Below are 22,661 nucleotides of genomic sequence, written 5' to 3'. Positions count from 1 at the left end.
CCTTCCGTGTCCCTCCCCGCGCCTCCTCCCGCCTCCTCCCGCCTCCTCTCCCTGTGTCCCTTTCCAGAAAGGTGATCGTGCTGTGGCTGAGAACCCGACCGTGCCCCCGCGGGGCATGCTGATCGACGGCGAACTGGTGCCCGCGTCGGACGGGGCCGTCCTGCCTGCGGAGAACCCCACGACCGAGGAGACCGCCGGCGAACTCCCCGACGCCACACCCGAGGACGTCGACCGCGCGGTCAAGGCCGCACGGCGGGCGGGCCCCGCGTGGGCGGCGACCCCCTGGGCCGAACGCGCCAAGGTCCTCCACGCCTACGCCGCCGTCCTTGAGGACAACCTTGAAGAACTCGCCAGGCTGGACGCGATCGACGGCGGCCTGCCCCTGACCAGCATGCGCGCCGACGTCCGCGGCGCGGCGGGCGAGATCCGCTACTTCGCGGGCATCGCGGGGGAGACCAAGGGCAGGACGATCCCGAGCGGCCCCGACGCGCTGACGTACACGGAGTTCGTGCCCTACCCCGTGGTCGCGCGCATCGTCCCGTTCAACCACCCCGTCAAGTTCATCGCGGCGAAGGTCTCCGCCGCGCTCGCGGCGGGCGCGCCCGTCGTCGCCAAGCCGGGGGAGCAGACGTCGCTGTCCGCGCTCCGCCTCGCCGAGCTGGTACGCGACGTGTTCCCCGCCGGGGTGCTCAACATCGTCACGGGCTCCGGCGCGCGCGCCGGGCACGCCCTGTCCAGCCACCCGGACGTGCCACGGGTCGCCTTCACGGGCAGCGTCCCCACGGGCGCGCGCATCATGGCCGCGGGCGCCCCCACGATCAAGCACCACTCGCTCGAACTGGGCGGCAAGAACCCGCTGATCGTCTTCCCCGACGCCGACCCCGTGAGGGCCGCGCGCGCCTCGGTCGCCGCGATGAACCTCGCACGCTCCATGGGGCAGTCCTGCGGCTCGTCCTCGCGGGTGTTCGTCCACCGGGACGTGAAGGAGGAGTTCCTGGCCGCGCTCGTCACGCGGGTCGGCGAGCTGCGCGTCGGCGACCCGCTCGACGAGCGCACCGACATGGGCCCGATCGCCTTCCGCGCCCACTACGAGAAGGTGACCGGCTATATCGAGACCGGCAGGAAGGAGGGCGCGGACCTCCTCTTCGGCGGCGGCCGCCCCACCGGCCTCGACAAGGGCTTCTTCGTCGAGCCGACCGTCTTCGCGGACGTGTCCATGGACATGACCATCGCCCGGGAGGAGATCTTCGGGCCCGTCATGTCGATCCTCGACTGGGACGACTACGAGACCATGATCGACGAGGTCAACATGCTGCCGTTCGGGCTCACCGGCAACGTGTGGACGAAGGACATCAGCCTCGCGCTGCGCACCGCCCGCCGCATCGAGTCCGGCTACATCTCGGTCAACAGCGCCGGCAAGCGGCCCACGGGATCGCCCTTCGGCGGCTTCAAGAGCAGCGGCATCGGCAAGGAGAGCGGGCTCGACGAACTCCTCAGCTACGGCCGGGAGCAGTCCGTCACCGTCACGCTCGACTGAATGACGCAACCCGCACATCACGCCAGAGCAGTGAGGAGCACACCCGAATGAGCAGCGAGAAGCCCGGCGCGGTCATCGTCACCGGAGCCGCCCACGGCATCGGCGCCGAGTACGCGGACCGCCTCGTGCGGGACGGCTGGAGCGTCGTCGTCGCCGACCTCGACTACGAGGCGGCGCACAAGAAGGTCCAGCAGCTCACCGCGGACGGCGGCAGGGCGCTTGCGGTGCGCGTCGACATCTCCAAGGAGGACGAGATCGCGGCGATGGTCGACGCCACGCTGAAGACGTTCGGCACGATCGCGGGACTGGTGAACAACGCCGCGGTGTTCTCCGTCGTGCCGATGTCGCGCGCCCCCTTCGGCGACATCGAACTCGACGAGTGGGACCTGATGTTCCGGGTGAACGTGCGGGGCACCTGGCAGGTGTGCAAGGCCGTCGTCCCGCACATGGCAGAGAACGGCTACGGGAAGATCGTCAACATCAGCTCGGGCACCGCGCTGAAGGGCTCCGCGAGCCGCATCCACTACGTCTCGTCCAAGGGCGCCATCGTCAGCTTCACCAAGACCCTCGCCAAGGAGGTGGGGGCCAAGGGCGTCCGTGTGAACTGTGTCGCGCCCGGCAGCACGCTGAGCGAGGAGGACCCGGACGAGAAGACGATCGAGTACCGCCAGTCGCGGGTCACCGACCGGGCGCTGCCGCGCGTCCAGCTCCCCGCCGACCTGGCAGGTGCCGTCTCCTTCTTCCTCTCTCCCGACAGTGACTTCATCACCGGCCAGACCCTGGTCGTTGATGGCGGCACGCACATGCACTGAGGTGGCGATGGAAACCGTCTACGACCGACTCGTCCGGGGCGCCGTCGACCTGCACTGCCATATCGACGTCGAGTTCTCCACGACCCTCTTCCGCAAGGCCGCGCCCGAGTGGGAGTGGCTGCCGCACGCGGAACGGGCCGGAATGAGGGCCGTCTCGCTCAAGTCCCACCTGTGGCCGACCGTCTCGGCGCTGCCCTTCATCAAGGAGCTGTACAAGGGCCCCGTCCAGGTGCACGGCAGCATCACCCTCAACCCGCTCGCCGGGGGCCTCGACCCCTTCGCCGTCGAGGCGGCCGTCCACATGGGGGCGCGCGCCGTCTTCCTGCCCACCTGGGGCTCCCGCAACGACTACGTACGGGGAGGTTTCGGCCGCCGCCTCGACGCGGCCTTCGAGCACTTCGACGGCGCCCGCCTCGGCACCCTGTCGCTGGTCGACGACGACGGCGGGCTCACAGCACCGGCCCACGAGATCCTGCGGCTGGCCCGGCACCACGACGTCATGCTCAGCACCGGTCACAGCTCGCCACGCGAAGCGCTCGCCGTCGCGGAGGAAGCGCACCGGATCGGATACGAACGAGTCGTGTTCGGCCATCCGCTGTCGAACTCCGTGGGAGCGTCCAGGGAGTTGGTGCACAGGGCGGCCGGGCTCGGCGCGTTCGTCGAGTTCTGCTGGCCCACCGTGTCGCCCGGCAGGCACGACCCGGCCGAGGTCGTCTCCCTGATCCAAGAGGTCGGCGCCGCACGCACCGTCCTGACCAGCGACTTCTTCGGAGGGAACAACCCGCTGCCCGCCGACCTGCTGCGGGTGTTCCTCGGCGTGCTCCACGACGCGGGACTGTCGGAGGACGACGTGCGCCTGGCCGCCGCGACCAACCCGGCCCGGCTGCTCGGCGTCTGAACGGGCCCGGACCCGCCGCCGCCCCCGCGCGCGAGGGGGGCGGCGGCCCGTGGGAGGGGCGCGGGCGCGCTACCCGGGCGTCCCGCCGACCCCTTCCAGGGCCTCGGCAAGTACCAGGGGGTCGATGTAGTCGCGGTACGAGACGACGAGGCCGTCCCTGACCCGGAGCACGGCGATGACCCGCTGGTGCAGGGGCGCCCCGGTCGCCGACCTGCGCGCGAGCCTGCTCGGCGCGATCGTCCACGGCGTCGTCGCCGAGCGGTACCTGCTGCGCCTCACCCACCTCGCGGACGCCGCCCCCGACGACGTCATCGACCTGCTCCGCCCCTGCTTCCTCAGCCTGGCGGCGGCCCCGGCGTGACGGGTTCCGGCGCGCCGCCCGGGGCGCCCGCCGTCTCGACGGCGACGTCCCGCAGGGCGGCCGCCACCCGCAGTACCGGCTCGGCCGGCGGGTGGGGGAGCCGGGCCAGCAGCAGCCGCCGCTGTTCCTGGGGGCCGCCGCGCACCGGCAGGATGCGCACGCCCGGCGGCGCCTCGGACGCGAGGACGGAGGGCACGGTGGTCAGCCCGTACCCGGCGGCGACGAGGCGGAGCTTGGCGAGCCAGTCGCGGGCGGTGCAGACGATCTCGGGCCGCTCGTCGAGGCCCGGCCACACCCCCATCAGACCGTCCTCGCCCGAGGTGGACCCGGCGATCCAGCGCTGTCCGCGCAGATCGGCCACGTCCACGAAGTCGCCCCTGGCCAGCGGGTGCGCGGCGGGCAGCGCCAGACACAGGGCGCGCTCGGTGAGCGTCCGCACCGCCAGCGGCGGCGACTCCGTGTCCGGCGCGCGAAACGGCGGCGCCGAGGCGAGCAGGGCGATGTCGAGGCTGCCCGCGCGCAGGGCGCGCACCAGCGCGGGGGTGCCGCCCTCGCGGCCGACGACCCGCAGACCCGGGTCCGTACGGCGCAGCGCTTCCAGGGCGCGGGGGACGAGGATGGCGCCCGCGCTGGGGAACCAGCCGAGGCGGACCGTCCCCGCCTGCCCCGGCAGCCCGGACAGCTCCCTCGCGGCCGCCTCGATCTCGTCGAGCACGACCGTCGCCCTGCGCATCACGACCCGCCCGGCCGCCGTAAGACGCACCCCGTCGCGCCGTCGCTCCAGCAGCTCCGCGCCCGCCACCCGCTCGACGGCCGCGATCTGCCGGGAGACCGCCGACTGCGTATAGCCCAGCGACCCGGCGGCAGCGGTGAACGTCCCCTGCTCGGCCACCGCCCGGAAGACCCGCAGCGCGGTCAGCGACACATCCGTGAAGTCCATGACGTTTACGCATACCACCCATGTGTGACTTTCGTTGGACTCATGGATACGGGCGTTCCTAGCGTGGTCCCCATGAACGTCTCACGCATCGCCCTGGTGACCGGGGCCAACCAGGGGCTCGGACGCGCCGTCGCCGAGGGGCTCGCGGCCCGTATGAACGAGGACGACCTGGTCCTGGTCACCGGGCGCGACAAGGAGCGGGTGGCGCGCGCGGCCGACGAGGCCGCGCGGCTGCCCGGGACGCGCGCCCGTGTCGAGGCCGCGGTCCTCGACGTCACGGACACCGGCGCCATCGCGCGCTTCGCCGCCGACCTGCGCGCCCGGTACGGCGGCGTCGACGTCGTCGTGTCCAACGCGGTCGCGCGGCTGCTGCCCGAGGACTCGCAGGCCGAGCGGGCCGACGAGTTCATCGACGTCTCGAACACCGCGACCCACGCCGTCCTGCGCTCCTTCGGGCCCGTGCTGCGCCCCGGCGGGCGGCTGCTCGTCGTGGCCAGCAGCCTGGGCACCCTCGGCCGTCTCGACCCCCGGCTGCACTCCCTGTTCGACGGCGCGAGCCTCGACCAGGTCGAGGACGCCGTCGCCTCGTGGCGCCGCGCCGTGCACGACGGCACGGCGCGCGAGGCGGGCTGGCCGCTCTGGCTGAACGTGCCCTCCAAGGTGGCCCAGGTCGCGGCCGTGCGCGCCGTCGCCGCCCGCCGCCGCGCCGCCGACCTCGCCGACGGCACCCTGGTCGCGGCCGTCTGCCCCGGCATGGTCGACACCCCCACCTCACGGCCCTGGTTCAGCGACTACAGCGGCGCGAAGCCACCGGCCGAGGCCGCCGGGCCACTGCTCGACCTGATCCTCGCCGAGCATGTCGACCCCGCCCTGTACGGCCAACTGGTCCGCTTCGGCGAGCCGCTCGACTGGCACGGCGGCACACCACCGCGGGACCAGGACCGCATGGTCAGGCCCTAGACGGGCTCTCCCGACGGACCGCTCACGTGGCCGCCGGGCGCCGGGCCGGTTGCGCGGGCGGGGGCGCCGGTCGCCGGGCCGGAGGCGCAGGGAACGAGGGGCACCGCTGCCTGCCCGCCCCTCACGCCCCGTCGAGGAGCAGCTTCGCGGCCACCGTGGCGCCGTCGGGGCGTACCCGGGCGGCCACGGCTGCGGCACGTTCGCGGGTCGCGGGGGCCAGGGCGGTGGCGAGCGCGGCGGTCAGGGATTCGACGGTGGGCGTCCTGCCGTCGTGCGCGGCGCCGACGCCCAACTCGGCCATCCGGCGGGCCCAGTACGGCTGGTCCGCGATCTGCGGGACCACCACCTGCGGCGCCCCGGCGCGCGCCGCCGCCGTCGTGGTGCCCGCGCCGCCGTGGTGCACGACCGCCGCCACCCGGCGAAACAGCGCCTGCTGGTTGACCTCGCCGACGGCGAAGCAGTCGTCGGCGCCGTCGACCGGGGTCAGCCCCGCCCAGCCGCGGGCGAGGACCACCCGGCGGCCGAGCGCCCGCGCCGTCTCGACCGCGACCCTGGCGACGTCCCTCGGCGCGTACGCGGCCATGCTGCCGAAGCCCACGTACACCGGCGGCTCGCCCGCGCCGAGGAACGCTTCGAGACCGGCCGGAAGCGGGCGTTCGTCGGGCAGGAGCCAGGCGCCGGTCTGCACCACGTCCAGGTCCGTCATGCCGCGCCCCGGGCACAGCGTCTCGTCCGCCGCGAGCCACGGCCGGTCCGTCAGGACGTGGTCACGGACGTTCTCCACCGGCGGCAGACCGATCGCCGCGCGACCGCTGTTGACCGCCTCGCCATACAGCGCGTTCACCCGCTCGGCGTCGTGCCGCCACAGCACCCGGTTGTCCTTCTCGTCCGCCGGGGACTGCGCGCCGGGGCGCGCGCCCGGCGGGAAGTGCCGCGAGGGCAGCCCGAAGACATGGAAGCACGCCAGCACATAGCGGATGCCCAGCTTCTCGGCCACGTCCCTGGCGCCCGCGGGCATCAGCCCGGTCGCCAGCAGCGCGTCACAGCCCTCGGCCGCCGCCATCAGCGTCTCGAACCGCGCGGCGACGAGCGCCGGGGCCAGCCGGAACGCGTCCCGCGCGTCCGGCGGCTTCGGCCCGCTCACCACCGAGCGCACCGGGGGCCCGAGCGGCACGAGCGGCACCCCCGCCCGATCGAGCAGCGCCGCGAACTCCTCGTCGGGCGGCGCGCACACCCGCGCCTCGCCCCCGAGCCCCCGCACCGCCGCCGCAAGCGCCGCCACCGGCTCGACATCCCCCCGCGACCCGTAGGTCGTCAACACAACACGCACCTTCGCAACCCCGTTCTTCCAGCTCAGCGGTGTACCGGCGGCAGATACTCCCTCGCCGAGGGGGCCTTGTGGCAAGCCCCCGGGTGCGCTATACGTTGAGAGTGGCGAGGAGAACCGACTCCTCGCCTTTGTCGTTTCCGCCCCGCACCGGCGCGGCTCCCGCCCCTCCGCCCCCGGTCAGAGCAGGGCGCCTGCCAGCACCGTGGCCACGACCTTCCGTACCGCCTCCGGGTCCGGCGGGGCGTCCTTCCGCTCGGTGAACAGCAGGTGCACCGCGCCGATCACGGTGGGCGCGAGGGTGTCGACGTCGGCGTCGGGCGCGAGCCTGCCGAGGTCGCGCTCCGCGGTCAGGTACCCGGAGATCACGGCCGCGCCCTCCCCGACCAGCGGGAACCGGGCGGTGCCCGCCGCACGCAGCCGTCTGCGCAGCTCGTCGCGGGCGATGACGAGGGTCACGATCGACACCATGGCGGGCCCGAAGCCGGTGACCAGCGCGTCGGTCACGTTGCCTGTGACACTGCCGGTCCCGGCGCGCTCCCGCAGCACCGCAGCGCTCGCCTCGACCCCCGCGATGCGGTCGAGCACCAACTCGGTGAGGAAGGCGTCGAAGTCGGCGAAGTGCCGGTGCAGGACGCCCTTCGCGACACCCGCCTCCGTGGTGACCGTCCTGCTGGTCAGGCCGGTGGCCCCGTCCCGGGCCAGGACGCGTTCCGCCGCGTCGAAGAGCTGCCGACGCGGGTCGCGGAGCGCTACGCCGGTGGGCACCGCGCATCCTCTCCTTTCGCCGCGAGCGAACGCCGCGGGTTTTAGTGGGCGCCTGCCCACTAGAGTGGGCGCATGGTCACTATACCGTCGTCACCAGCCCCGGAACCCCACCTCCACCGCCGCATGGCGGAGTCCTTCGGCGTCGACCCCGCACGGTACGACCGGGCGAGGGCCCCGTACCCCCAGGCCGTGGTCGACCGCGTCCTGGCGGCCGCCCGCGGCACCCGCATCCTCGACGTCGGCTGCGGCACCGGCATCGTGGCCCGCCAGTTCCTTGCGGCGGGGCGCACGGTGCTCGGCGTCGAGCCCGATCCGCGGATGGCCGACTTCGCGCGGCGCGGCGGCGTCGAGGCCGAGACCGCCACCTTCGAGGAGTGGGACCCGGCAGGGCGCACCTTCGACGCGGTCGTCTCCGGCACGGCCTGGCACTGGGTCGACCCGGTCGCAGGCGCGGCCAAGGCGGCACGGGTGCTGCGGCCGGGCGGCGTACTGGCCCCGTTCGGACATGTCTTCGAGCTGCCGCCGCCGCTGGCGAAGGCCCTCGCCGCGGCCGTGCGCAAGGCCGCCCCCGACTCCCCCGCGGCGGGCGGGCACGGGTCCGACACCTCGATCCTCGACGCCTACCGGGGGCTCTACGACAGGGCCGCCGACGGAATCCGCGAGGCGGGCGGCTTCGAGGAGCCCGAAGTGTGGCGCCACGACTGGCAACACACCTACACCGCCTCCCATCTGCTCGACCTCCTGCGCACCTCGGGCGGCCTCACCAGCCTCCCCCCTGACAGGGCAACAGAAGTCCTCACCCCCCTGACCACCATGGTCACCACCCAGGGCGGCACGGCCACTGTGCGCTATACGACGTGGGGGGTGACGGCGGTGCGCGCCGGCACGCGGGCTCCACGGGCGGGGGAACGGGCACCCGCGAAGCCCGCCGAGTCAACTTGAGGAGGCGCTTGTAGCGACCAGCTTCGGCCACACCTCCTTCTTCTCCGAGGACAAGACGGTGATCGTGCGGGTCAGCAGCCGGTCGATGGCTGTGGGGCCCGCGCGGGCGGTTCCGGGGGCTCGGTGGCGCGGATCGTCCCGGCGAGTCAGAGCCAGTGGGTGTCGTGGCGCAGGAAGAACTCGGCCTTCTCGTCCTCCGTCAACTCGCCGAGGCCGGCGAGGCCCTCGAAGTACGCCTCGCGCGGCGCTCCAGGCGCGAACAGCAGAAGCATGGAGGCGGGCTGACCGGAATCGTTTCGGAAGGCGTGCACGCCGCCCTCGGGTACGTAGAGGAAGTCGCCTGGTGTCGCGTCGATCCAGTGGTTGCCGTCGAACAGCCGTACCGTGCCGGCGAGTATGAAGAACGACTCCGAGATGGATCGGTGGTAGTGCGGTGCCGGGCCGCTGGGGGCATCGGTGAAGTCCCATCGGTACAGGCCGAATTGGCCATGGCTGCTGGCGCCGGTGGCGAGGTGGCTGTATTGACCCGCAGGGTTGTTCACACGGCTGATCGGTGGCTGGCCTTCGAGTGCGGTGTGGCACCGGTGGTAGTTGTAGGTGTGCAGGAAGGCCGCCAGAGCCTCGGTGCGTTCGGCGTTGCTGGAGTAGGGGCGCACGTACGCCCATTCGTCGAGCAGAGTGCGATTCAGGCGCTCGACCTTGCCGTTGGTCTGCGGGCGAGAGGGTCGCGTGCGCTTATGGGCGATCCCAGCGGCGTTGAGAGTCTGGGCGAACATCTGGGATCGGTAGCAGGAGCCGTTATCGGTGAGGACACGCTCGACAGTGATGCCGTGCGCGGAGAAGAAGGCGTTCGCTCGTTCCCAGAAGGACGCCGCGGTCTCCTTGCGTTCGTCGGTCAGAACCTCGCTGTAGGCGAGCCGGGAGTGATCGTCGATGGCGGTGTGGACGAAGCTGTAGCCGATGACGGGGCTGCCGCCCCTGCGTGCGCCGGTCGTGACCTGCCGGTTTGTGGCGGCCTGCGGGCGGGACATGATCCGGTGGCCGCCGCCGTCGGGGATGTTGCCGGGCTTCTTGATGTCGACGTGGACCAGTTCGCCCGGATGCTCGCGTTCGTGACGGCGAATGACCTGGCCGGTGGGCCGGTCCATCCATCGCAGTCGGTTCAGCTGGTGGCGGGCCAGAACGCGATGGACCGTCGAGGCAGGCATGGCCAGGATCGGACCGATGCGTGCGGGGCCGAGCTTGCGCTCGCACCGCAGCTCGCAGATCCGTGTCTCAACGTCGGTGGGGGTGCGGTGGGGTGTCGACAGGGGGCGACTGGAGCGGTCATACAAGCCCGCGTCGCCCTCGGCTCGCCAGCGCCGGACCCACTTGTGAGCGGTGGTGCGGGAGAGGCCCATCTCGTCGGCGACATGGGCGACGGGCCTGCCGGCGCGGACTCGCTTGATCAAGAGGCGTCTGCCATAGACGGTCAACCGTGCATTGGGATGGGACACATGCAGCATCTCTTGGGGAGCAAAAGGCGAGGCCAGAGCCAGGCCGTACTCTGCCTCGGGCTCTGGCCTCACGGGGGTCGCCTACTTGTCGAGGTCGGACATGTCCAGCACGAACCGGTAGCGGACATCGCCGGCGGCAAGGCGGTCCAGGGCGGTTTCGATCTCGCTTGAGGGAAGGGTTTCGACGTCAGCTGTGATGCCGTGCTCGGCACAGAACCCGAGCATCTCCACGGTCTGCCGCAGCCCTGCCGTGCCGGAGGAGGTGAGCTTCTTGCGGCCCGCTCCCAGTTCCCAGAGCTTCGGCCCGGCCAGCAGGGGGTTTCCGAGGACGCACAGGGTTCCGTCGAGGCCCAGCATGCCGATGAGCGGTGAGAGCTCATGGTCGGCCGAGATGGTGTCGAGGATGAAATCGAAACGGCCTCGGGCGGCGGCGACCCGTGCCTCGTCGGCGGTCACGAGCAGTCCGCCGGCCCCCAGGCTCCGAGCGTCCTGCTCCTTGGCCGTGCTGCGGCTGAGGACGGTGACTTCGGCTCCCAGCGCGGCGGCGAGCTTGACCGCGATGTGGCCGAGCCCGCCGAGCCCGGCGACAGCTACCCGGCTGCCGGGGCCGACACCAGCGGCCCGCAGCGGCTCCCAGACGCTGACGCCGGCGCACAAGAGCGGCGCCGCGGCGGCGGGGTCGAGCGCGTCGGGCAGATGGAAGGCGAACTTCTCGCGCAGGACGTACTCGCGGCTGTAGGCGCCCTTGGTCGGGGTGCCGTCGATGCGGTCGGTGCCGCCGTAGGTGGTGGTCGGGCGGTTGTAGCAGTAGTTCTCCTGCCCGGTCTCGCACATGGTGCACTCGCCGCACGAGTCGACGATCGTGCCGATGGCGAGCCGATCGCCCACGGCGAATCCGGTGACGGCCTGGCCCACGGCGACGACGACACCGGTGGCTTCGTGGCCGGGGATGAGGTCCTTCTCGCCGAGCATCCCGTGAATGCGGTGCAGGTCGCTGTGGCAGACGCCGCAGTGGTCGATCCGCACGGCGATGTCATCCGAGCGCAGATCACGCCGCTCAAAGGTGACGCGGGTCAGTGCGTTGCTGGTCGGGTCAAGGCTCTGCCAGCCGGTCGTGGTCCTCATGAGCAGGTTCTCCTCATCAAAACGGAATCTATATTCACTTTAACACGGGTCGGAATCCTGATTCCGTTTTGAGTACACTCGGGCCGGTGAGCCCACGAACCAGCCCTTCGGCCACCCCTCGCAGCCCCCGCCGGGACGCGCTGCGCAACGATGCGATCGTCGTCAACGCCGCACGTGCGGTCTTTGCCGAGCAGGGACCGCAGGCGAGCATGGAGGCCATTGCCGCCCGTGCCGGTCTGGGCGTCGGCACGATCTACCGGCGGTTCGCGGGCAAGGACGCTCTCCTCGATGCCATCGCGCGGCTCTTCGTCGAGGAAATGGACCGGGCCGCAGCGACTGCGCTTGAAGATCCCGATCCCGCAGCCGGCCTTGAGCGGTTTCTGGACTTCGTAGGGACCTTCAACGCGGAGAAGCGCCGCTACGCGACCTCCCTGACCGACCGCGTGCCCCGTGACGACGACGTGAGCGCGCGAACCGCGGACCGCGTCCGGCAGCTGACGCAGAATGCGGTCGAGTCGGGGTATCTGGCGCAGGCTGTGACAGCGGATGACATCAAGGACCTCATCCTGGCGATACGCGGGGTGGTCGCCGCTTCACCGGACGGAGATGACGGCCCCTGGCGCCGTTTCGTCCGCATCCATCTTGCGGGTCTTCGTGCCGGCTGATCCTGCGGCACGGCCCCACGGGTGCCCACCGCAACATCTCGACCGCAAGCTTTCGCTTCTCAACATCGCGCGCCAGGACGGCGGTAGGCGATAGGGGGCGGTTCCAAGCCGCCCCGCTTCTGAGTCCATGCTTCAGCTGCGTCACGGGCACCCATCCCTGTCAATAACGCTCGTGGTCAATACAGGTAGCTCGCGGTGCCTGCCTTCATCGGCAGCTCAGGCGGTTGCCGGGCGACTCGGTAGGCGGCGCTGATCCTGCCACCGGTACCGTGATATCGAGCGGGCGGGTACGACATCGACTGCTCCTCTTGTTCGATGCGGCCTGCGTTCGGCCGGTCAACTCGTCTCGCCTGTTGTCTGCGGGGCTCTCCTGGGGAAGCTGTGGGCCGGGGGGGGGCTACCGCGTCCGGTTCAGGCCGTTGAGGAAGGCGATCAGCTGATCGTTCACCTCGTGGGGCCGCTCTTGTTGGGTCCAGTGGCCGCAGCCGGGCAGGATGACGATCGCGCGTAGCTCCGTGAGCCGGGCCTTCATCGGTTCCAGCGTGCCGAGCCGGTAGGCGGAGTCCATGTCGCCGGTGATGTAGACGGCGGGCTGGGTGAGGGTGCCGGTGCCGAGTTCGGGCACGTCCGACCAGTCGGCGTCGACGCTGCGGTAGCGGTTGAGGGTGCCGGTGAAGCCGGTGCGCCCGTACTCCGCCGTGTAATGGCTCAAGTCGGCCTCGCTCAGCCAGTACGGCAGCCGGTCCGGCTTCGGAAGCACGTCGAGGAATCCCGCACCCTCCGGGGTGCCCGTGAGCCAGGTCGGCACCAGATCCGGGTCGGCGTCGCCGGACTGTGCGGCGAACACCCGCAGCAGCGTGTCGCGCACATCCGCCTCCAGCTCCCGTTCCGGGATGTGCGGCTGCTGGAAGTAGGTCACGACGTTGAATGTGCCCTGGCGGTGGGCGGCCAGCGCCCGCGTGAGCGGCATCGGCGGCCTTGGGTGGTACGGCACACCGAGCGCGGCGATGGCCCTCACCCGCTCCGGGTGCGCCTCGGCCAGCGCCCATGCCAGCAGTGCGCCTTGATCGTGACCGGCGACTACTGCTTCGGCCACCTCCAGCGCGTCCATCAGGCCGGTGATGTCGGCCATCATCGTGCGCATGCCGTACGCCTCCACCTCCGCGGGGGCGTCGGTGCGTCCGTGACCGCGGATATCGGGGGCGATGGCCCGATACCCGGCTGCCGCCAGGGCAGTCAGTTGATGCCGCCAGGAGTACGCGAGCTCCGGAAAGCCGTGCAGCAGCACGACCGCAGGCCCCTCCCCGGCCTCCGCCAGATGCATGCCGATGCCGTTGACCATGAGGGTGCGCTGGGTGATTTCTGACATGTCGAGCTTCCTGGTTCGTCGAACGCGATTGCATGTGGGGGCGGCCGTTTCCCGAAGCGGCTTCCTCACATCCGGCCGGTTTCAGTCGGTTCCGCTCTGGCCCGGGGTGGGTGATTCCTCGGGGGGGAGCTGTACGCGAGAGCGGGGCATGCGGTCGGGCTTGATCCATCGGTAGCCGGGGTGGATTCCGGGGCTGAGTCCCTGCTGCGCCGCCAGGCGATGGAGCAGCGCGCGCAACTGCTTGTGCTCGTCGGGGGTCAGTGCCTGGCAGGTCTGCTGCTCGTGAGCTGTGGCGACCTCTCTCAGCTCGGACAACAGCGTGACGCCCGCGTCGGTCAGGTGCAGTGCGTGCAAGCGCCGGTCGCTGGGATTCCTGCGGCGCTCGATCAACCCGCGTTCCTCCAGCTCGTCGGCGAACGAGACGAACCGGCTTGGCGGCATCCCGAGCTGGTCGGCGAGTTCGCGCTGGCTGCGCCCTGGAGCGCCGGCCAGCAGGCGCAAGACCCCTGCCTGTGCGGGGGTCAGATCTAGCCCGGCAATCCGTTCCGCGAACCGGGCGGCCGCGTGCGCTCCGAGCTGGGCCAGTAGGAAGGCCGCGCCTCCCTCGGGCCTGGACCCGCCATCCTCACGATTCGCACTCATGGTGACACCATAGCTCCTTGACAATCATTTCGCTTTGTAATCATTATCGTGGGTATAGAAACGATCGAGGAGCACCCCATGACCACCGCCCCTGCCCCGCAGCCCCCCGAAACCGCCGCACGCCGCCGGCAGTCAGGCCCACCCCTGCTGGTCCCCGTCCTGGCATTCGCCGTGCTGACCGTCGCGTACGTCGTCGCCAACCGCTCCACTCCGCACCCCGAGGCTTCGGGCCTCGCGGTCCTGGACCACGCCCAGGCGCACGGCACCACAATCAAGGCCGGTGCCTTCCTGCTGTTCTCCTCCGCGGTGCCCCTGGCGATCTCGGCAGCGGTGCTCTACCGCCGACTGCGCGCGCTGGGCATCGCCGCGCCAGGTTCGGCGATCACCCTGGTCGGAGGGGTATTGGCGGCGGGCTCACTGACGGCCAGCGCCATGTTCGCCTGGACCACAGGCCGACTGCCCGCGGACGCGAGTTCCGGTCTCGCACGCGCCCTGGCCGACCTGTCGTTCCTGTCCGGCGGCCCCGCGTACGTGGTGATGTTCGCCTTGCTCATCGCCGGAGTCTCGGTGCCGGGCCTGCTGGTCGGCCTGCTGCCGCGTGCCGTGGCGTGGAGCGGACTGGTGCTCGCCGCCGTCGGGATGGTCTCCACGCTCACCCTGCTGGCGTTCGGCTTCAGCTATCTCCTTCCCGTCGTGCGCTTCGGCGGCACCGTGTGGCTGGTGGTCGTCGCGGTCCTGATGCCGCGGACCCGACGCACGCCGCACCGGTAAAGACCCGCACGGGCCCCTGCCGCCGCCCGCCTACAAGGAGCCCCTCACATGCTCAGCACCTACCCGGACCTACAGGGCAAGACCGCCGTCGTCACCGGCGCGTCACGCGGCATCGGCGCGCGTACCGCGCGGGCCTTCGCTGCCCAGGGCGCCACGATCTGCGCGGTCGGACGAGACCAAGAGGCCCTGGACGCGGTCGTCGCCGACATCACCGACCAGGGCGGAACGGCCCTCTCCGTCGTCGCCGACGTCACCGACTCGGCAGCGCTCGACCGCGTGCGCCGACAGGCCGAGTCCCACCTCGGCCCGGTCGATATCCTCGCCGCCTTCGCCGGAGGCCAGGGGCGCCCCACCGCCTCCACGGAACTGACCGAACAGCGCTGGCACGAGGTCCTCGACTCCGACCTCACCTCCGCGTTCCTGACCATCCAGGCGTTCCTGCCGGGCATGCTCGAACGCGGCCGCGGCTCGATCATCACCATGTCCTCGGCCGCCGGGCGCCGGCCCAGCCGGGCCAACCTCGCCTACGGCGTCGCCAATGCCGGACTGGTCATGCTCACCCGGCACCTGGCCGCCGAGATCGGCCCCCGCGGAGTCCGCGTCAACTCCATCGCGCCGTCGTCCATCCGCACCGAGAAGGTCGAAGTCACTATGCCGGCGACATCCAGCAGAAGGTCGCGGCCATGCATCCGCTCGGCCGCATGGGTACGACAGAGGACGTCGCCCAGACGGCCCTGTTCCTGGCATCCGACGCCGCCGCCTGGCTGACCGGCCTCACGGTGGACGTCAGCGGCGGCCGCATCACCAACTGAGGCATGCCGCCGCACGCCGCCGACAGCCAGGAAGCAGTAACCGGCGCCACAGTCGGCCCCCCGACGATTTACCGCACGGACCGTGGAACGTGGGTGGTGCAGGGGTGGGCTCTTCGAGCAGGGAAGTCAACGAGGTCGATCGCCGCGGACGAATTCGGCGAGCTGCTGACCGGTTTCGAGCGTGAGGCCATCTGGTCCCACAGCATCGCCCATCCCATGGTGCGGGCCGGCGAAGACATCCGCCGGGCGCCTCGTCGACCGGTCTCCTCCCTGGTATTCCCGGGAAATGACTACTACGTGTTCGACGATCGCCTCGTGGTGTTCCTGACCTGTACGGGGAACGGGCTCGCGTCGGACCAACTGGCCTCTACGGAGCCCGAAGTGATCAAGATGTGCCGTGAATCCTTCGAAGCCGTATGGCCACTTGCGCTTCCGCACGGTGACTACCAGCCGGTGTGAAGGCTTCGGTTGACTCGTCTTTCTTGTCCTGCTCGTCTCACGAGGCGGGCATGCCCTGCGCGCGGCCGGGGGAGACACCCGACTCGAATGCGGCGGGCTCCTGAACCTGGCCCGTGTCTCCCGCGAACTCGGTCGTCCCGAAGAATCCGGTGCACACGTCCAGGCCGCCCTGTCGACAGGCGAAGCCGCCAGCCCCCCACTCGAAGCCGCCGCGCAGCGTGGCCCACGGACCCCGCCCCCTCGGCTCACCAGGACCCCGCCCCCGGTCCCCGCCCCCCAACCCCCCGTGACACTGAATGATTCAGTGCGTAGGGTCTTGAATATGAATATGCACAGCGTGACGGTGGGGACCAGGGGTGCCACCACCGCCGAGGTTGTCGCCGTCGCACGGCACGGTGCCGCGGTGGTGCTGGCGCCGGAGGCCGTCACCACCCTGGCGGCGGCGCGGGACACCGTCGACGCCCTCGCCGCCTCGCCCGAGCCGGTGTACGGCGTCACCACCGGCTTCGGGGCGCTCGCCACCCGCCACATCGGCCCCGGCCTGCGCACCGCGCTCCAGCGCAACATCGTCCGCTCGCACGCCGCGGGCATGGGGCCGCGGGTGGAGCGTGAGGTGGTGCGGGCGCTGATGTTCCTGCGGCTGAAGACCGTCTGCTCGGGGCACACCGGCGTACGCCCCTCCGTCGCCGAGACCATGGCCGCCGTGCTGAACGCGGGCATCACCCCCGTCGTCCACGAGCACGGCTCCCTCGGCTGCTCGGGCGACCTGGCCCCGCTCAGCCACTGCGCCCTGGCGCTCATGGGGGAGGGCGAGGCGGAGGGCCCCGACGGCACCGTGCGCCCCGCCGCCGAACTGCTCGCCGAGCAGGGCATCGAGCCGGTGGAGCTGCGCGAGAAGGAGGGCCTCGCGCTGCTCAACGGCACCGACGGGATGCTCGGCATGCTGATCATGGCCATCGACGACCTGGAGGCGCTGCACCGGGCCGCCGACATCACCGCCGCGCTCACCCTGGAGGCGCTGCTCGGCAGCGACCGGGTGCTCGCGCCAGAACTGCACGCCATCCGCCCCCACCCGGGCCAGGCGGCCGCCGCCGCCAACATGCTCGCGGTGCTGAAGGGCTCCGGGCTCACCGGGCACCACCAGGACGACGCGCCCCGGGTCCAGGACGCGTACTCGGTGCGCTGCGCGCCGCAGGTGGCGGGCGCGGGCCGGGACACCGTGGCGCACGCCAGGACGGTCGCCGAGCGCGAACTCGCCGCCGCCGTCGACAACCCGGTACTGCTCTTCGCCGAACCGGGCGGCGTCGAGGGCGGCCGGGGACGGGTCGAGTCCAACGGGAACTTCCATGGCGCCCCCGTCGGTTACGTACTGGACTTCCTCGCCATCGCCGCCGCCGACCTCGCCTCCATCGCCGAGCGCCGCACCGACCGGCTGCTCGACAAGAACCGCTCGCACGGGCTGCCCCCGTTCCTCGCCGACGACCCCGGCGTCGACTCCGGTCTGATGATCGCCCAGTACACCCAGGCCGCCCTGGTCAGCGAGATGAAGCGGCTCGCCGTCCCGGCCTCCGTGGACTCCATCCCGTCGTCCGCGATGCAGGAGGACCACGTCTCCATGGGCTGGTCGGCCGCGCGCAAGCTGCGCACCGCCGTCGGCCACCTCACGCGCGTCGTGGCCGTCGAGATGTACGCGGCGACCCGCGCCGTCGAGCTGCGCACCGGCCTTGAGCCGGCCCCCGCCACCCGCGCCGTACTGGACGCGGTGCGGGCCGCGGGCGTCGCCGGGGCGGGCCCCGACCGCTTCCTCGCGCCCGACCTCGCGGCGGCCGAGGAGTTCGTACGGGACGGGTCGCTGGTGCGTGCCGTCGAGACCGTCACGGGGCCGCTCGCCTGAGGTCCGCCCGCGCGGGGCGGCGTGACGGGCCGGGGCGTGTGAGATGTGTCACTTCGGGTGGGGCGGCTGAGACGAAGCGTCCCCGGCGCCCGTACGGGACCGCGACGGTGGCCGCGGGGCGGCCGTGAGGAGGGCTGCGGGGTGGTGGTGGGGCCGATGGCGGGCGTGCGGAGGGGAGTTCAGGACTCCTCCTCCGGGCCCTCGTACAGCTCCTCGCGCCCGCGGTACAGCGAGTACGCCACGATGCCCGCGCCCAGTACGAGGAACACCGCGCCGCCGATCAGATACGGCTTGGTGTTGAAGGCGCCGGTCTCCGGCAGCTCGCCCGTGCCGTCCGAGTACGCCGCGGGCGCCGGGCCGCGTACGCCGGAAGTCCCCTGGTCGCCGGGGGTGATGGGGGCGCCGTGGGAGGCGGCGGACGTCGCGGCGGCGTTCGCCTTCACGGTGGGGACGAACCACAGGGCACCCAGGAGCACCCCCGCGATGGCGGCGGTCAGCAGCGTGCGGCGTGCGGTGGTCACGGACTATCGATCCCCTTGGGGTGCGGGCGAATTGGCGTGCGAATCGAGACCGATGCTAATGAACGCGACGGGTCTCGGGATAGTCACGGGAACCGGCGGCGGCCCCTCCGCATCCTCTTTGTGTGCGGGGGAACCCGAGACCTATGGTCGTACCAGCAGGAGATATCATGAATTTTTGGTGTTTCTCGTGTGCGCCACGGTGTCCGGGACCTGCCCGCCCATGACGTACTCGACCGGAGCACACCGAGCCCGCGCCCCACGAGCGCGGGGCGATTCGCCTCCGCGGGGTCCGGCCGGGGATGATGGCGGCGGACGGCCGGCACGGTGAACAGGCGCAGAGGCGTACGGGACTTCGGGCTTTCTGGGGATTCGGCAACGATGGAGAAGCGTGTGATGACGGACAGCAAGCGGCGCAGGCGGCTCACCGTCGTGTCCGCACTGCTCGGCGGGGTGCTCGTCCTCTCCGCCTGTAGCGGAGGCGACGACGACGGCAAGGGCTCCGGCCACCCCGGCGGTGACAGCTCGCAGGCGCAGGCCGACGACGCGGCGGCCAAGAAGGCGTCCGAGGCGCAGATCACCGTCAGCCCCAAGAACGGCTCCACCAACGCCAGCATCAACAACGCCGCCAAGGTGAGCGTGGCCAAGGGCACGCTCACCGACGTCAAGCTGACCAGCTCCGACGGCGACTCCGTGGCGGGGCAGATATCGGCCGACAAGAAGAGCTGGGCGCCCAGCGCACAGCTTGAGCGCGCCACCGCCTACAAGCTCACGGCCACCGCGGAGGACTCCGCGGGCCGCGCCGCGCACGAGAACGCGTCCTTCACCACGGTCTCGCAGAGCAACAGCTTCATCGGCAACTTCACCCCCGAGGCCAACTCGACCGTCGGCGTGGGCATGCCGGTGTCGATCAACTTCGACAAGGCGATCACCGACAAGGCCGCCGTGCAGAAGGGCATCACGGTCTCGTCGAGCAGCGGCCAGGAGGTCGTCGGCCACTGGTTCGGCGGCAACCGCCTCGACTTCCGCCCCAAGGACTACTGGAAGTCCGGCTCCACGGTCACCCTCAAGCTCGCCCTGGACGGGGTGGAGGGCGCCAAGGGCGTCTACGGCGTGCAGCAGAAGACGGTGACGTTCAAGATCGGTCGTAATCAGGTGTCGTTTGTCGACGCCAAGAAGAAGACCATGAACGTCACCCAGGACGGCAAGGTCATCAAGACCATCCCGATCTCGGCGGGCTCGCCCGACAACAAGACGTACGAGGGCCAGATGGTGATCTCCGAGAAGTTCAAGGAGACCCGGATGGACGGGGCGACGGTCGGTTTCACCGATGACGACGGCAAGGGCGAGTACGACATCAAGGACGTGCCGCACGCCATGCGTCTTTCCAGCTCCGGCACCTTCATCCACGGCAACTACTGGGGCGGCTCCGGCATCTTCGGCAGCGTCAACACCAGCCACGGCTGTGTCGGCCTCCAGGACGCCAAGGGGGCGAACGACCCCGACACCCCCGCCGCCTGGTTCTACAACCACTCGCTGACCGGTGACGTGGTCGTCGTCCAGAACACCGGCGACAAGACCGTGCAGCCCGACAACGGGCTGAACGGCTGGAACCTGAGCTGGCAGGACTGGGTCGCCGGCTCCGCGGCCTGACGGCCGCACCCGACCACTTCCGTGAAGGGCCTGCGGCCCTTCCACCCGCTCCGGCGGGGCCCGGTGTACGTCGCCGGGCCTGGCTGGGGCGGGTTTTCGCCGTTACGGCGAGTTACGCGGGAGTTTGTTGCTTCAGGGGGCTGAGGGGGGTTCGGCACCGCCGAGCAGGTCCGTGGCGGTTGCGCGCCGTCGCGGCGGTTCCGAGGGGCGCGGCCCCCTCGGCCCCCGGTTGAGGGGAGGGCAGGGGAGGGGAGGGCCGCTGGGCCTGGCCCTCCATTTCCGCCGCAACGGCGAGAAACCACCGCGGTGCGTTCCGGCGGTGCCGAACTTTCCTCCGCCCGGTCGGAGGGCCGGCAGGCCCTTCACTCTCCGCCGCAACGGCGAGAAACCACCGCGGTGCGTTCCGGCGGTGCCGGACTTTGCCGGATACTCCCCGGCGGGTCGAAGGGCCGCAGGCCCTTCAGGACACGCCCCACCGCCCCTCAGAGCGACTTGCTGTCGAGCGCCGAAGCGGCGTCAGCGCCCCAACTGATGAGCAACCGCAGCGCCTCCGCCGACGCGGTGTCCGGCTCCGCCTGGTACGTCACCAGCGCCTGCCCCTCGTCCGTCGACAGCCAGAACGTCTCGTAGTGCAGCGTCATCTCACCGACCAGCGGATGCCGCAGCGCCTTCGTGCCGTACGCCTTCTCCCGCACGTCGTGCGCCGCCCACAGCCGACGGAAGTCGGGGCTCTTCACCGACAGCTCCCCGATGAGCGCGTTCAGTACCGGATCGTTCTCGTGCCGGCCCGCGTCCATCCGCAGGTGCCCCACCACGTCGGCGGCCTTCTGCTCCCACTCGACGAACAGGTCGCGCGAGCCGTCGCAGAGGAAGACCATCCGCGCCCAGTTGCGGTCCCGCGGCGGCTTCGACGCCCAGTCGCAGAACAGCGCGGCGGCAGGACGGTTCCACGCCAGCACGTCGGAGCGCCTGCCGACCACGTACGCGGGCACGCCCGTCAGCGTGTCGAGCAACTGCTGGAGCGACGGCCGTACGTGCTCACGCTGCGGGACGCGCTGCTTCTTGTGCCGGGTCGGCTGCGCCAGATGCGTCAGATGCGCGCGCTCGGCGTCGGTCAGTCGCAGCGCCCGGGAGATCGCTTCGAGCACCTCGGCCGAGACGTTGTTCCCGTTGCCCTGTTCGAGCCGGGTGTAGTACGCCACCGACACCCCGGCGAGCCGGGCCAGCTCCTCCCTGCGCAGCCCCGGCACCCTGCGGATGCGTCCGTACTCGGTCAGGCCCACGTCCGACGGCTTCAGCCTGGCCCGGCGGGTGCGCAGGAACTCGCCCAGCTCGGCACGCCGGTCGAGGGGCAGGTCGGGGTGGTCGCTCATGCTTCCAGTATCCGCCGTGGTACGCGTACCAGCCTGACCCCGGCGGTGGTACGCACGGCGTTCGTAGGCGAAACGGGGGTCTTGGTGGCCGTCGGGAGGCGAGGGACCGTGAGGACGGTGCCCGGCCGGAGCCGGCCGGGGGCCCGATCCAGCTACTCCCAGTTCCGAGGAGACCCCTCTCCATGACCACCGTCGCGGCTTACGCCGCACCCGCAGCGAAGGCCCCGCTGGAGCGCACCACCATCGAGCGCCGGGCGACGGGCGAGTTCGACGTGCTGATCGACATCAAGTACGCCGGCATCTGCCACTCCGACATCCACCAGGCGCACGACGGCTGGGGCGGCAGCATCTTCCCCCTGGTGCCTGGCCACGAGATCACCGGCATCGTCACCGAGGCCGGCCCCGGCGTCACCCGCCACCGGGTCGGCGACCGGGTGGGCGTCGGCTGCATGGTCGACTCCTGCCGCGAGTGCGAGAACTGCCTGGCCGGCCACGAGCAGTACTGCCTCAGGGGCAACACCGCCACCTACAACGCCGTCGACCGCAACGGCGACGTCACCTACGGCGGCTACTCCACCCACATCGTCGTCGACGAGAACTTCGTCGTGCGCATTCCGGACGGCCTCTCACTCGACGTGGCCGCACCGCTGCTGTGCGCGGGCATCACCACGTACTCCCCGCTGCGGCACTGGAACGCGGGCCCCGGCAAGAAGGTCGCCGTGATCGGCCTCGGCGGCCTCGGGCACATGGCCGTCAAGACCGCCCACGCGCTCGGCGCCGAGGTGACCGTGCTCAGCCAGTCGCTGCGCAAGAAGGACGACGGGCTGCGGCTCGGCGCCGACCACTACTACGCCACCGGTGACGAGGCCACCTTCGAGCAGCTTCGTGGCACCTTCGACCTGATCGTCTCCACCGTCTCGGCGCCGCTCGACCTCGGGGCGTTCCTCGGGATGCTGAAGACGGACGGGGCGCTGGTGAACGTGGGGGCGCCGGAGGAGCCCGTGTCGCTCAACCTGTTCTCGCTGCTCGGCGGCCGCAAGACCCTGGCGGGGTCGGCGATCGGGGGGATCGCGGAGACCCAGGAGATGCTTGATTTCTGTGCGGAGCGCGGGCTCGGTTCGGAGATCGAGGTGATCGGGGCCTCGCAGATCAATGAGGCTTATGACCGGGTGTTGGCCAGTGATGTGCGGTATCGGTTCGTCATTGACGTGGCGACGATCTGACAGGGGTGTGTTTTCGGGTGGGGGCCTTCGGCCCCCTGCCCTGCACCCCGTCCTGGGCCGGGGAGTCGTTGATTCCGCCGGGCCCTCGGCGTCGTGGTTGCTCGCCGTTGCGGCGA

The 22,661-nt window shown here is 71.3% G+C and carries 21 protein-coding genes and 3 pseudogenes; 14 read left to right on the top strand and 10 right to left on the bottom strand.

Annotation, left to right across the window (positions count from 1 at the left end):
• The first annotated feature begins 82 nt into the window (after positions 1–82).
• From ACIBIW_RS28600 to ACIBIW_RS28585, 4 genes are all read left to right on the top strand, one after another.
• Positions 83–1,537: an aldehyde dehydrogenase family protein gene (locus ACIBIW_RS28600; RefSeq protein ID WP_399340029.1), complete on the top strand. Its 1,455-nt coding sequence runs from the start codon at positions 83–85 to the stop codon at positions 1,535–1,537.
• 47 nt (positions 1,538–1,584) lie between these two features.
• Positions 1,585–2,349 (top strand): SDR family NAD(P)-dependent oxidoreductase, encoded by a 765-nt coding sequence (locus tag ACIBIW_RS28595; protein WP_399340027.1) that lies wholly within the window; start codon positions 1,585–1,587, stop codon positions 2,347–2,349.
• Between the two features lie 7 nt (positions 2,350–2,356).
• Positions 2,357–3,247 (top strand): DUF6282 family protein, encoded by an 891-nt coding sequence (locus ACIBIW_RS28590; protein ID WP_399340025.1) that lies wholly within the window; start codon positions 2,357–2,359, stop codon positions 3,245–3,247.
• Between the two features lie 175 nt (positions 3,248–3,422).
• Entirely contained in the window at positions 3,423–3,608 is a 186-nt protein-coding gene (locus ACIBIW_RS28585; RefSeq protein WP_399340022.1) for a hypothetical protein, read from the top strand.
• On the opposite strand, the gene ACIBIW_RS28580 is transcribed toward ACIBIW_RS28585, so the two are convergent.
• Complete coding sequence (locus tag ACIBIW_RS28580) at positions 3,583–4,548, bottom strand: LysR family transcriptional regulator (protein WP_399340021.1); 966 nt, start codon at positions 4,546–4,548, stop codon at positions 3,583–3,585. The two genes, ACIBIW_RS28585 and ACIBIW_RS28580, sit on opposite strands and share 26 nt — an antisense overlap.
• Before the next feature lie 72 nt (positions 4,549–4,620).
• Between ACIBIW_RS28580 and ACIBIW_RS28575 the strand changes: the two genes are divergently transcribed.
• Positions 4,621–5,508: an SDR family NAD(P)-dependent oxidoreductase gene (locus ACIBIW_RS28575; RefSeq protein ID WP_399340019.1), complete on the top strand. Its 888-nt coding sequence runs from the start codon at positions 4,621–4,623 to the stop codon at positions 5,506–5,508.
• Positions 5,509–5,629: 121 nt separating this feature from the next.
• Here the strand turns inward: ACIBIW_RS28575 and ACIBIW_RS28570 are convergent, their stop codons facing one another.
• Together ACIBIW_RS28570 and ACIBIW_RS28565 are read right to left on the bottom strand one after the other, a co-directional pair.
• Positions 5,630–6,838 (bottom strand): glycosyltransferase, encoded by a 1,209-nt coding sequence (locus ACIBIW_RS28570; protein ID WP_399340017.1) that lies wholly within the window; start codon positions 6,836–6,838, stop codon positions 5,630–5,632.
• 177 nt (positions 6,839–7,015) lie between these two features.
• Positions 7,016–7,603, bottom strand: coding sequence for a TetR/AcrR family transcriptional regulator (locus ACIBIW_RS28565; RefSeq protein ID WP_399340015.1), 588 nt, complete (start codon positions 7,601–7,603; stop codon positions 7,016–7,018).
• A 72-nt stretch (positions 7,604–7,675) separates the two neighbouring features.
• Here ACIBIW_RS28565 and ACIBIW_RS28560 point away from each other — a divergent pair, with 72 nt between their 5' ends.
• Complete coding sequence (locus ACIBIW_RS28560) at positions 7,676–8,545, top strand: class I SAM-dependent methyltransferase (protein ID WP_399340013.1); 870 nt, start codon at positions 7,676–7,678, stop codon at positions 8,543–8,545.
• Positions 8,546–8,691: 146 nt separating this feature from the next.
• Here the strand turns inward: ACIBIW_RS28560 and ACIBIW_RS28555 are convergent.
• The 3 genes and pseudogenes from ACIBIW_RS28555 to ACIBIW_RS28545 form a co-directional block, all read right to left on the bottom strand.
• Positions 8,692–9,027 (bottom strand): annotated as a pseudogene (locus ACIBIW_RS28555) (cupin domain-containing protein); the annotation flags it as partial.
• Between the two features lie 33 nt (positions 9,028–9,060).
• Positions 9,061–10,041 (bottom strand): annotated as a pseudogene (locus ACIBIW_RS28550) (IS481 family transposase); the annotation flags it as partial.
• Between the two features lie 81 nt (positions 10,042–10,122).
• Positions 10,123–11,166 (bottom strand): NAD(P)-dependent alcohol dehydrogenase, encoded by a 1,044-nt coding sequence (locus ACIBIW_RS28545; RefSeq protein ID WP_399340011.1) that lies wholly within the window; start codon positions 11,164–11,166, stop codon positions 10,123–10,125.
• Between the two features lie 86 nt (positions 11,167–11,252).
• Here ACIBIW_RS28545 and ACIBIW_RS28540 point away from each other — a divergent pair, with 86 nt between their 5' ends.
• Complete coding sequence (locus ACIBIW_RS28540; RefSeq protein WP_399340009.1) at positions 11,253–11,831, top strand: TetR/AcrR family transcriptional regulator; 579 nt, start codon at positions 11,253–11,255, stop codon at positions 11,829–11,831.
• 397 nt (positions 11,832–12,228) lie between these two features.
• On the opposite strand, the gene ACIBIW_RS28535 is transcribed toward ACIBIW_RS28540, so the two are convergent.
• Complete coding sequence (locus ACIBIW_RS28535; RefSeq protein WP_399340007.1) at positions 12,229–13,200, bottom strand: alpha/beta fold hydrolase; 972 nt, start codon at positions 13,198–13,200, stop codon at positions 12,229–12,231.
• Between the two features lie 81 nt (positions 13,201–13,281).
• Complete coding sequence (locus ACIBIW_RS28530; protein ID WP_399340005.1) at positions 13,282–13,842, bottom strand: MarR family winged helix-turn-helix transcriptional regulator; 561 nt, start codon at positions 13,840–13,842, stop codon at positions 13,282–13,284.
• Positions 13,843–13,920: 78 nt separating this feature from the next.
• On the opposite strand from ACIBIW_RS28530, the gene ACIBIW_RS28525 reads away from it, so the two are divergent.
• The 5 genes and pseudogenes from ACIBIW_RS28525 to hutH all read left to right on the top strand — a co-directional run bounded on the left by ACIBIW_RS28525 (position 13,921) and on the right by hutH (position 17,778).
• A complete protein-coding gene (locus tag ACIBIW_RS28525) occupies positions 13,921–14,613 on the top strand; it encodes a DUF4386 domain-containing protein (protein WP_399340003.1) in 693 nt (230 codons plus the stop codon).
• Positions 14,614–14,661: 48 nt separating this feature from the next.
• Positions 14,662–15,198: pseudogene (locus ACIBIW_RS28520) on the top strand (SDR family NAD(P)-dependent oxidoreductase); the annotation flags it as partial.
• A 98-nt stretch (positions 15,199–15,296) separates the two neighbouring features.
• The gene (locus tag ACIBIW_RS28515) at positions 15,297–15,425 is read left to right on the top strand and encodes an SDR family oxidoreductase (protein ID WP_399340001.1); all 129 of its coding nucleotides are present in this window, start codon (positions 15,297–15,299) and stop codon (positions 15,423–15,425) included.
• Between the two features lie 3 nt (positions 15,426–15,428).
• Positions 15,429–15,884, top strand: a complete 456-nt coding sequence (locus ACIBIW_RS28510; RefSeq protein ID WP_399340000.1) for a DUF6879 family protein — start codon at positions 15,429–15,431, stop codon at positions 15,882–15,884.
• 328 nt (positions 15,885–16,212) lie between these two features.
• Complete coding sequence (hutH, locus tag ACIBIW_RS28505) at positions 16,213–17,778, top strand: histidine ammonia-lyase (protein WP_399340278.1); 1,566 nt, start codon at positions 16,213–16,215, stop codon at positions 17,776–17,778.
• 179 nt (positions 17,779–17,957) lie between these two features.
• On the opposite strand, the gene ACIBIW_RS28500 is transcribed toward hutH, so the two are convergent.
• On the bottom strand, positions 17,958–18,299 hold the full coding sequence (locus tag ACIBIW_RS28500; protein WP_399339998.1) for an LPXTG cell wall anchor domain-containing protein: 342 nt from the start codon (positions 18,297–18,299) through the stop codon (positions 17,958–17,960).
• Between the two features lie 393 nt (positions 18,300–18,692).
• Here ACIBIW_RS28500 and ACIBIW_RS28495 point away from each other — a divergent pair, with 393 nt between their 5' ends.
• Positions 18,693–19,949, top strand: a complete 1,257-nt coding sequence (locus tag ACIBIW_RS28495) for an Ig-like domain-containing protein (RefSeq protein ID WP_399339996.1) — start codon at positions 18,693–18,695, stop codon at positions 19,947–19,949.
• Between the two features lie 482 nt (positions 19,950–20,431).
• Here ACIBIW_RS28495 and ACIBIW_RS28490 read toward each other — a convergent pair whose 3' ends face one another.
• Positions 20,432–21,322: a helix-turn-helix transcriptional regulator gene (locus ACIBIW_RS28490; RefSeq protein WP_399339994.1), complete on the bottom strand. Its 891-nt coding sequence runs from the start codon at positions 21,320–21,322 to the stop codon at positions 20,432–20,434.
• 182 nt (positions 21,323–21,504) lie between these two features.
• Here ACIBIW_RS28490 and ACIBIW_RS28485 point away from each other — a divergent pair, with 182 nt between their 5' ends.
• Positions 21,505–22,545 carry an NAD(P)-dependent alcohol dehydrogenase gene (locus ACIBIW_RS28485; protein WP_399339992.1) on the top strand — a complete coding sequence of 347 codons (1,041 nt, stop codon included), beginning with the start codon at positions 21,505–21,507 and terminating at the stop codon, positions 22,543–22,545.
• The last annotated feature ends 116 nt before the right edge of the window (positions 22,546–22,661 follow it).

Source organism: Streptomyces sp. NPDC050560, assembly GCF_044457285.1.
Taxonomy (GTDB): domain Bacteria; phylum Actinomycetota; class Actinomycetes; order Streptomycetales; family Streptomycetaceae; genus Streptomyces.
Note: the sequence above shows the minus strand (reverse complement) of the source record. Positions and strands in the feature narration are given on the sequence as shown.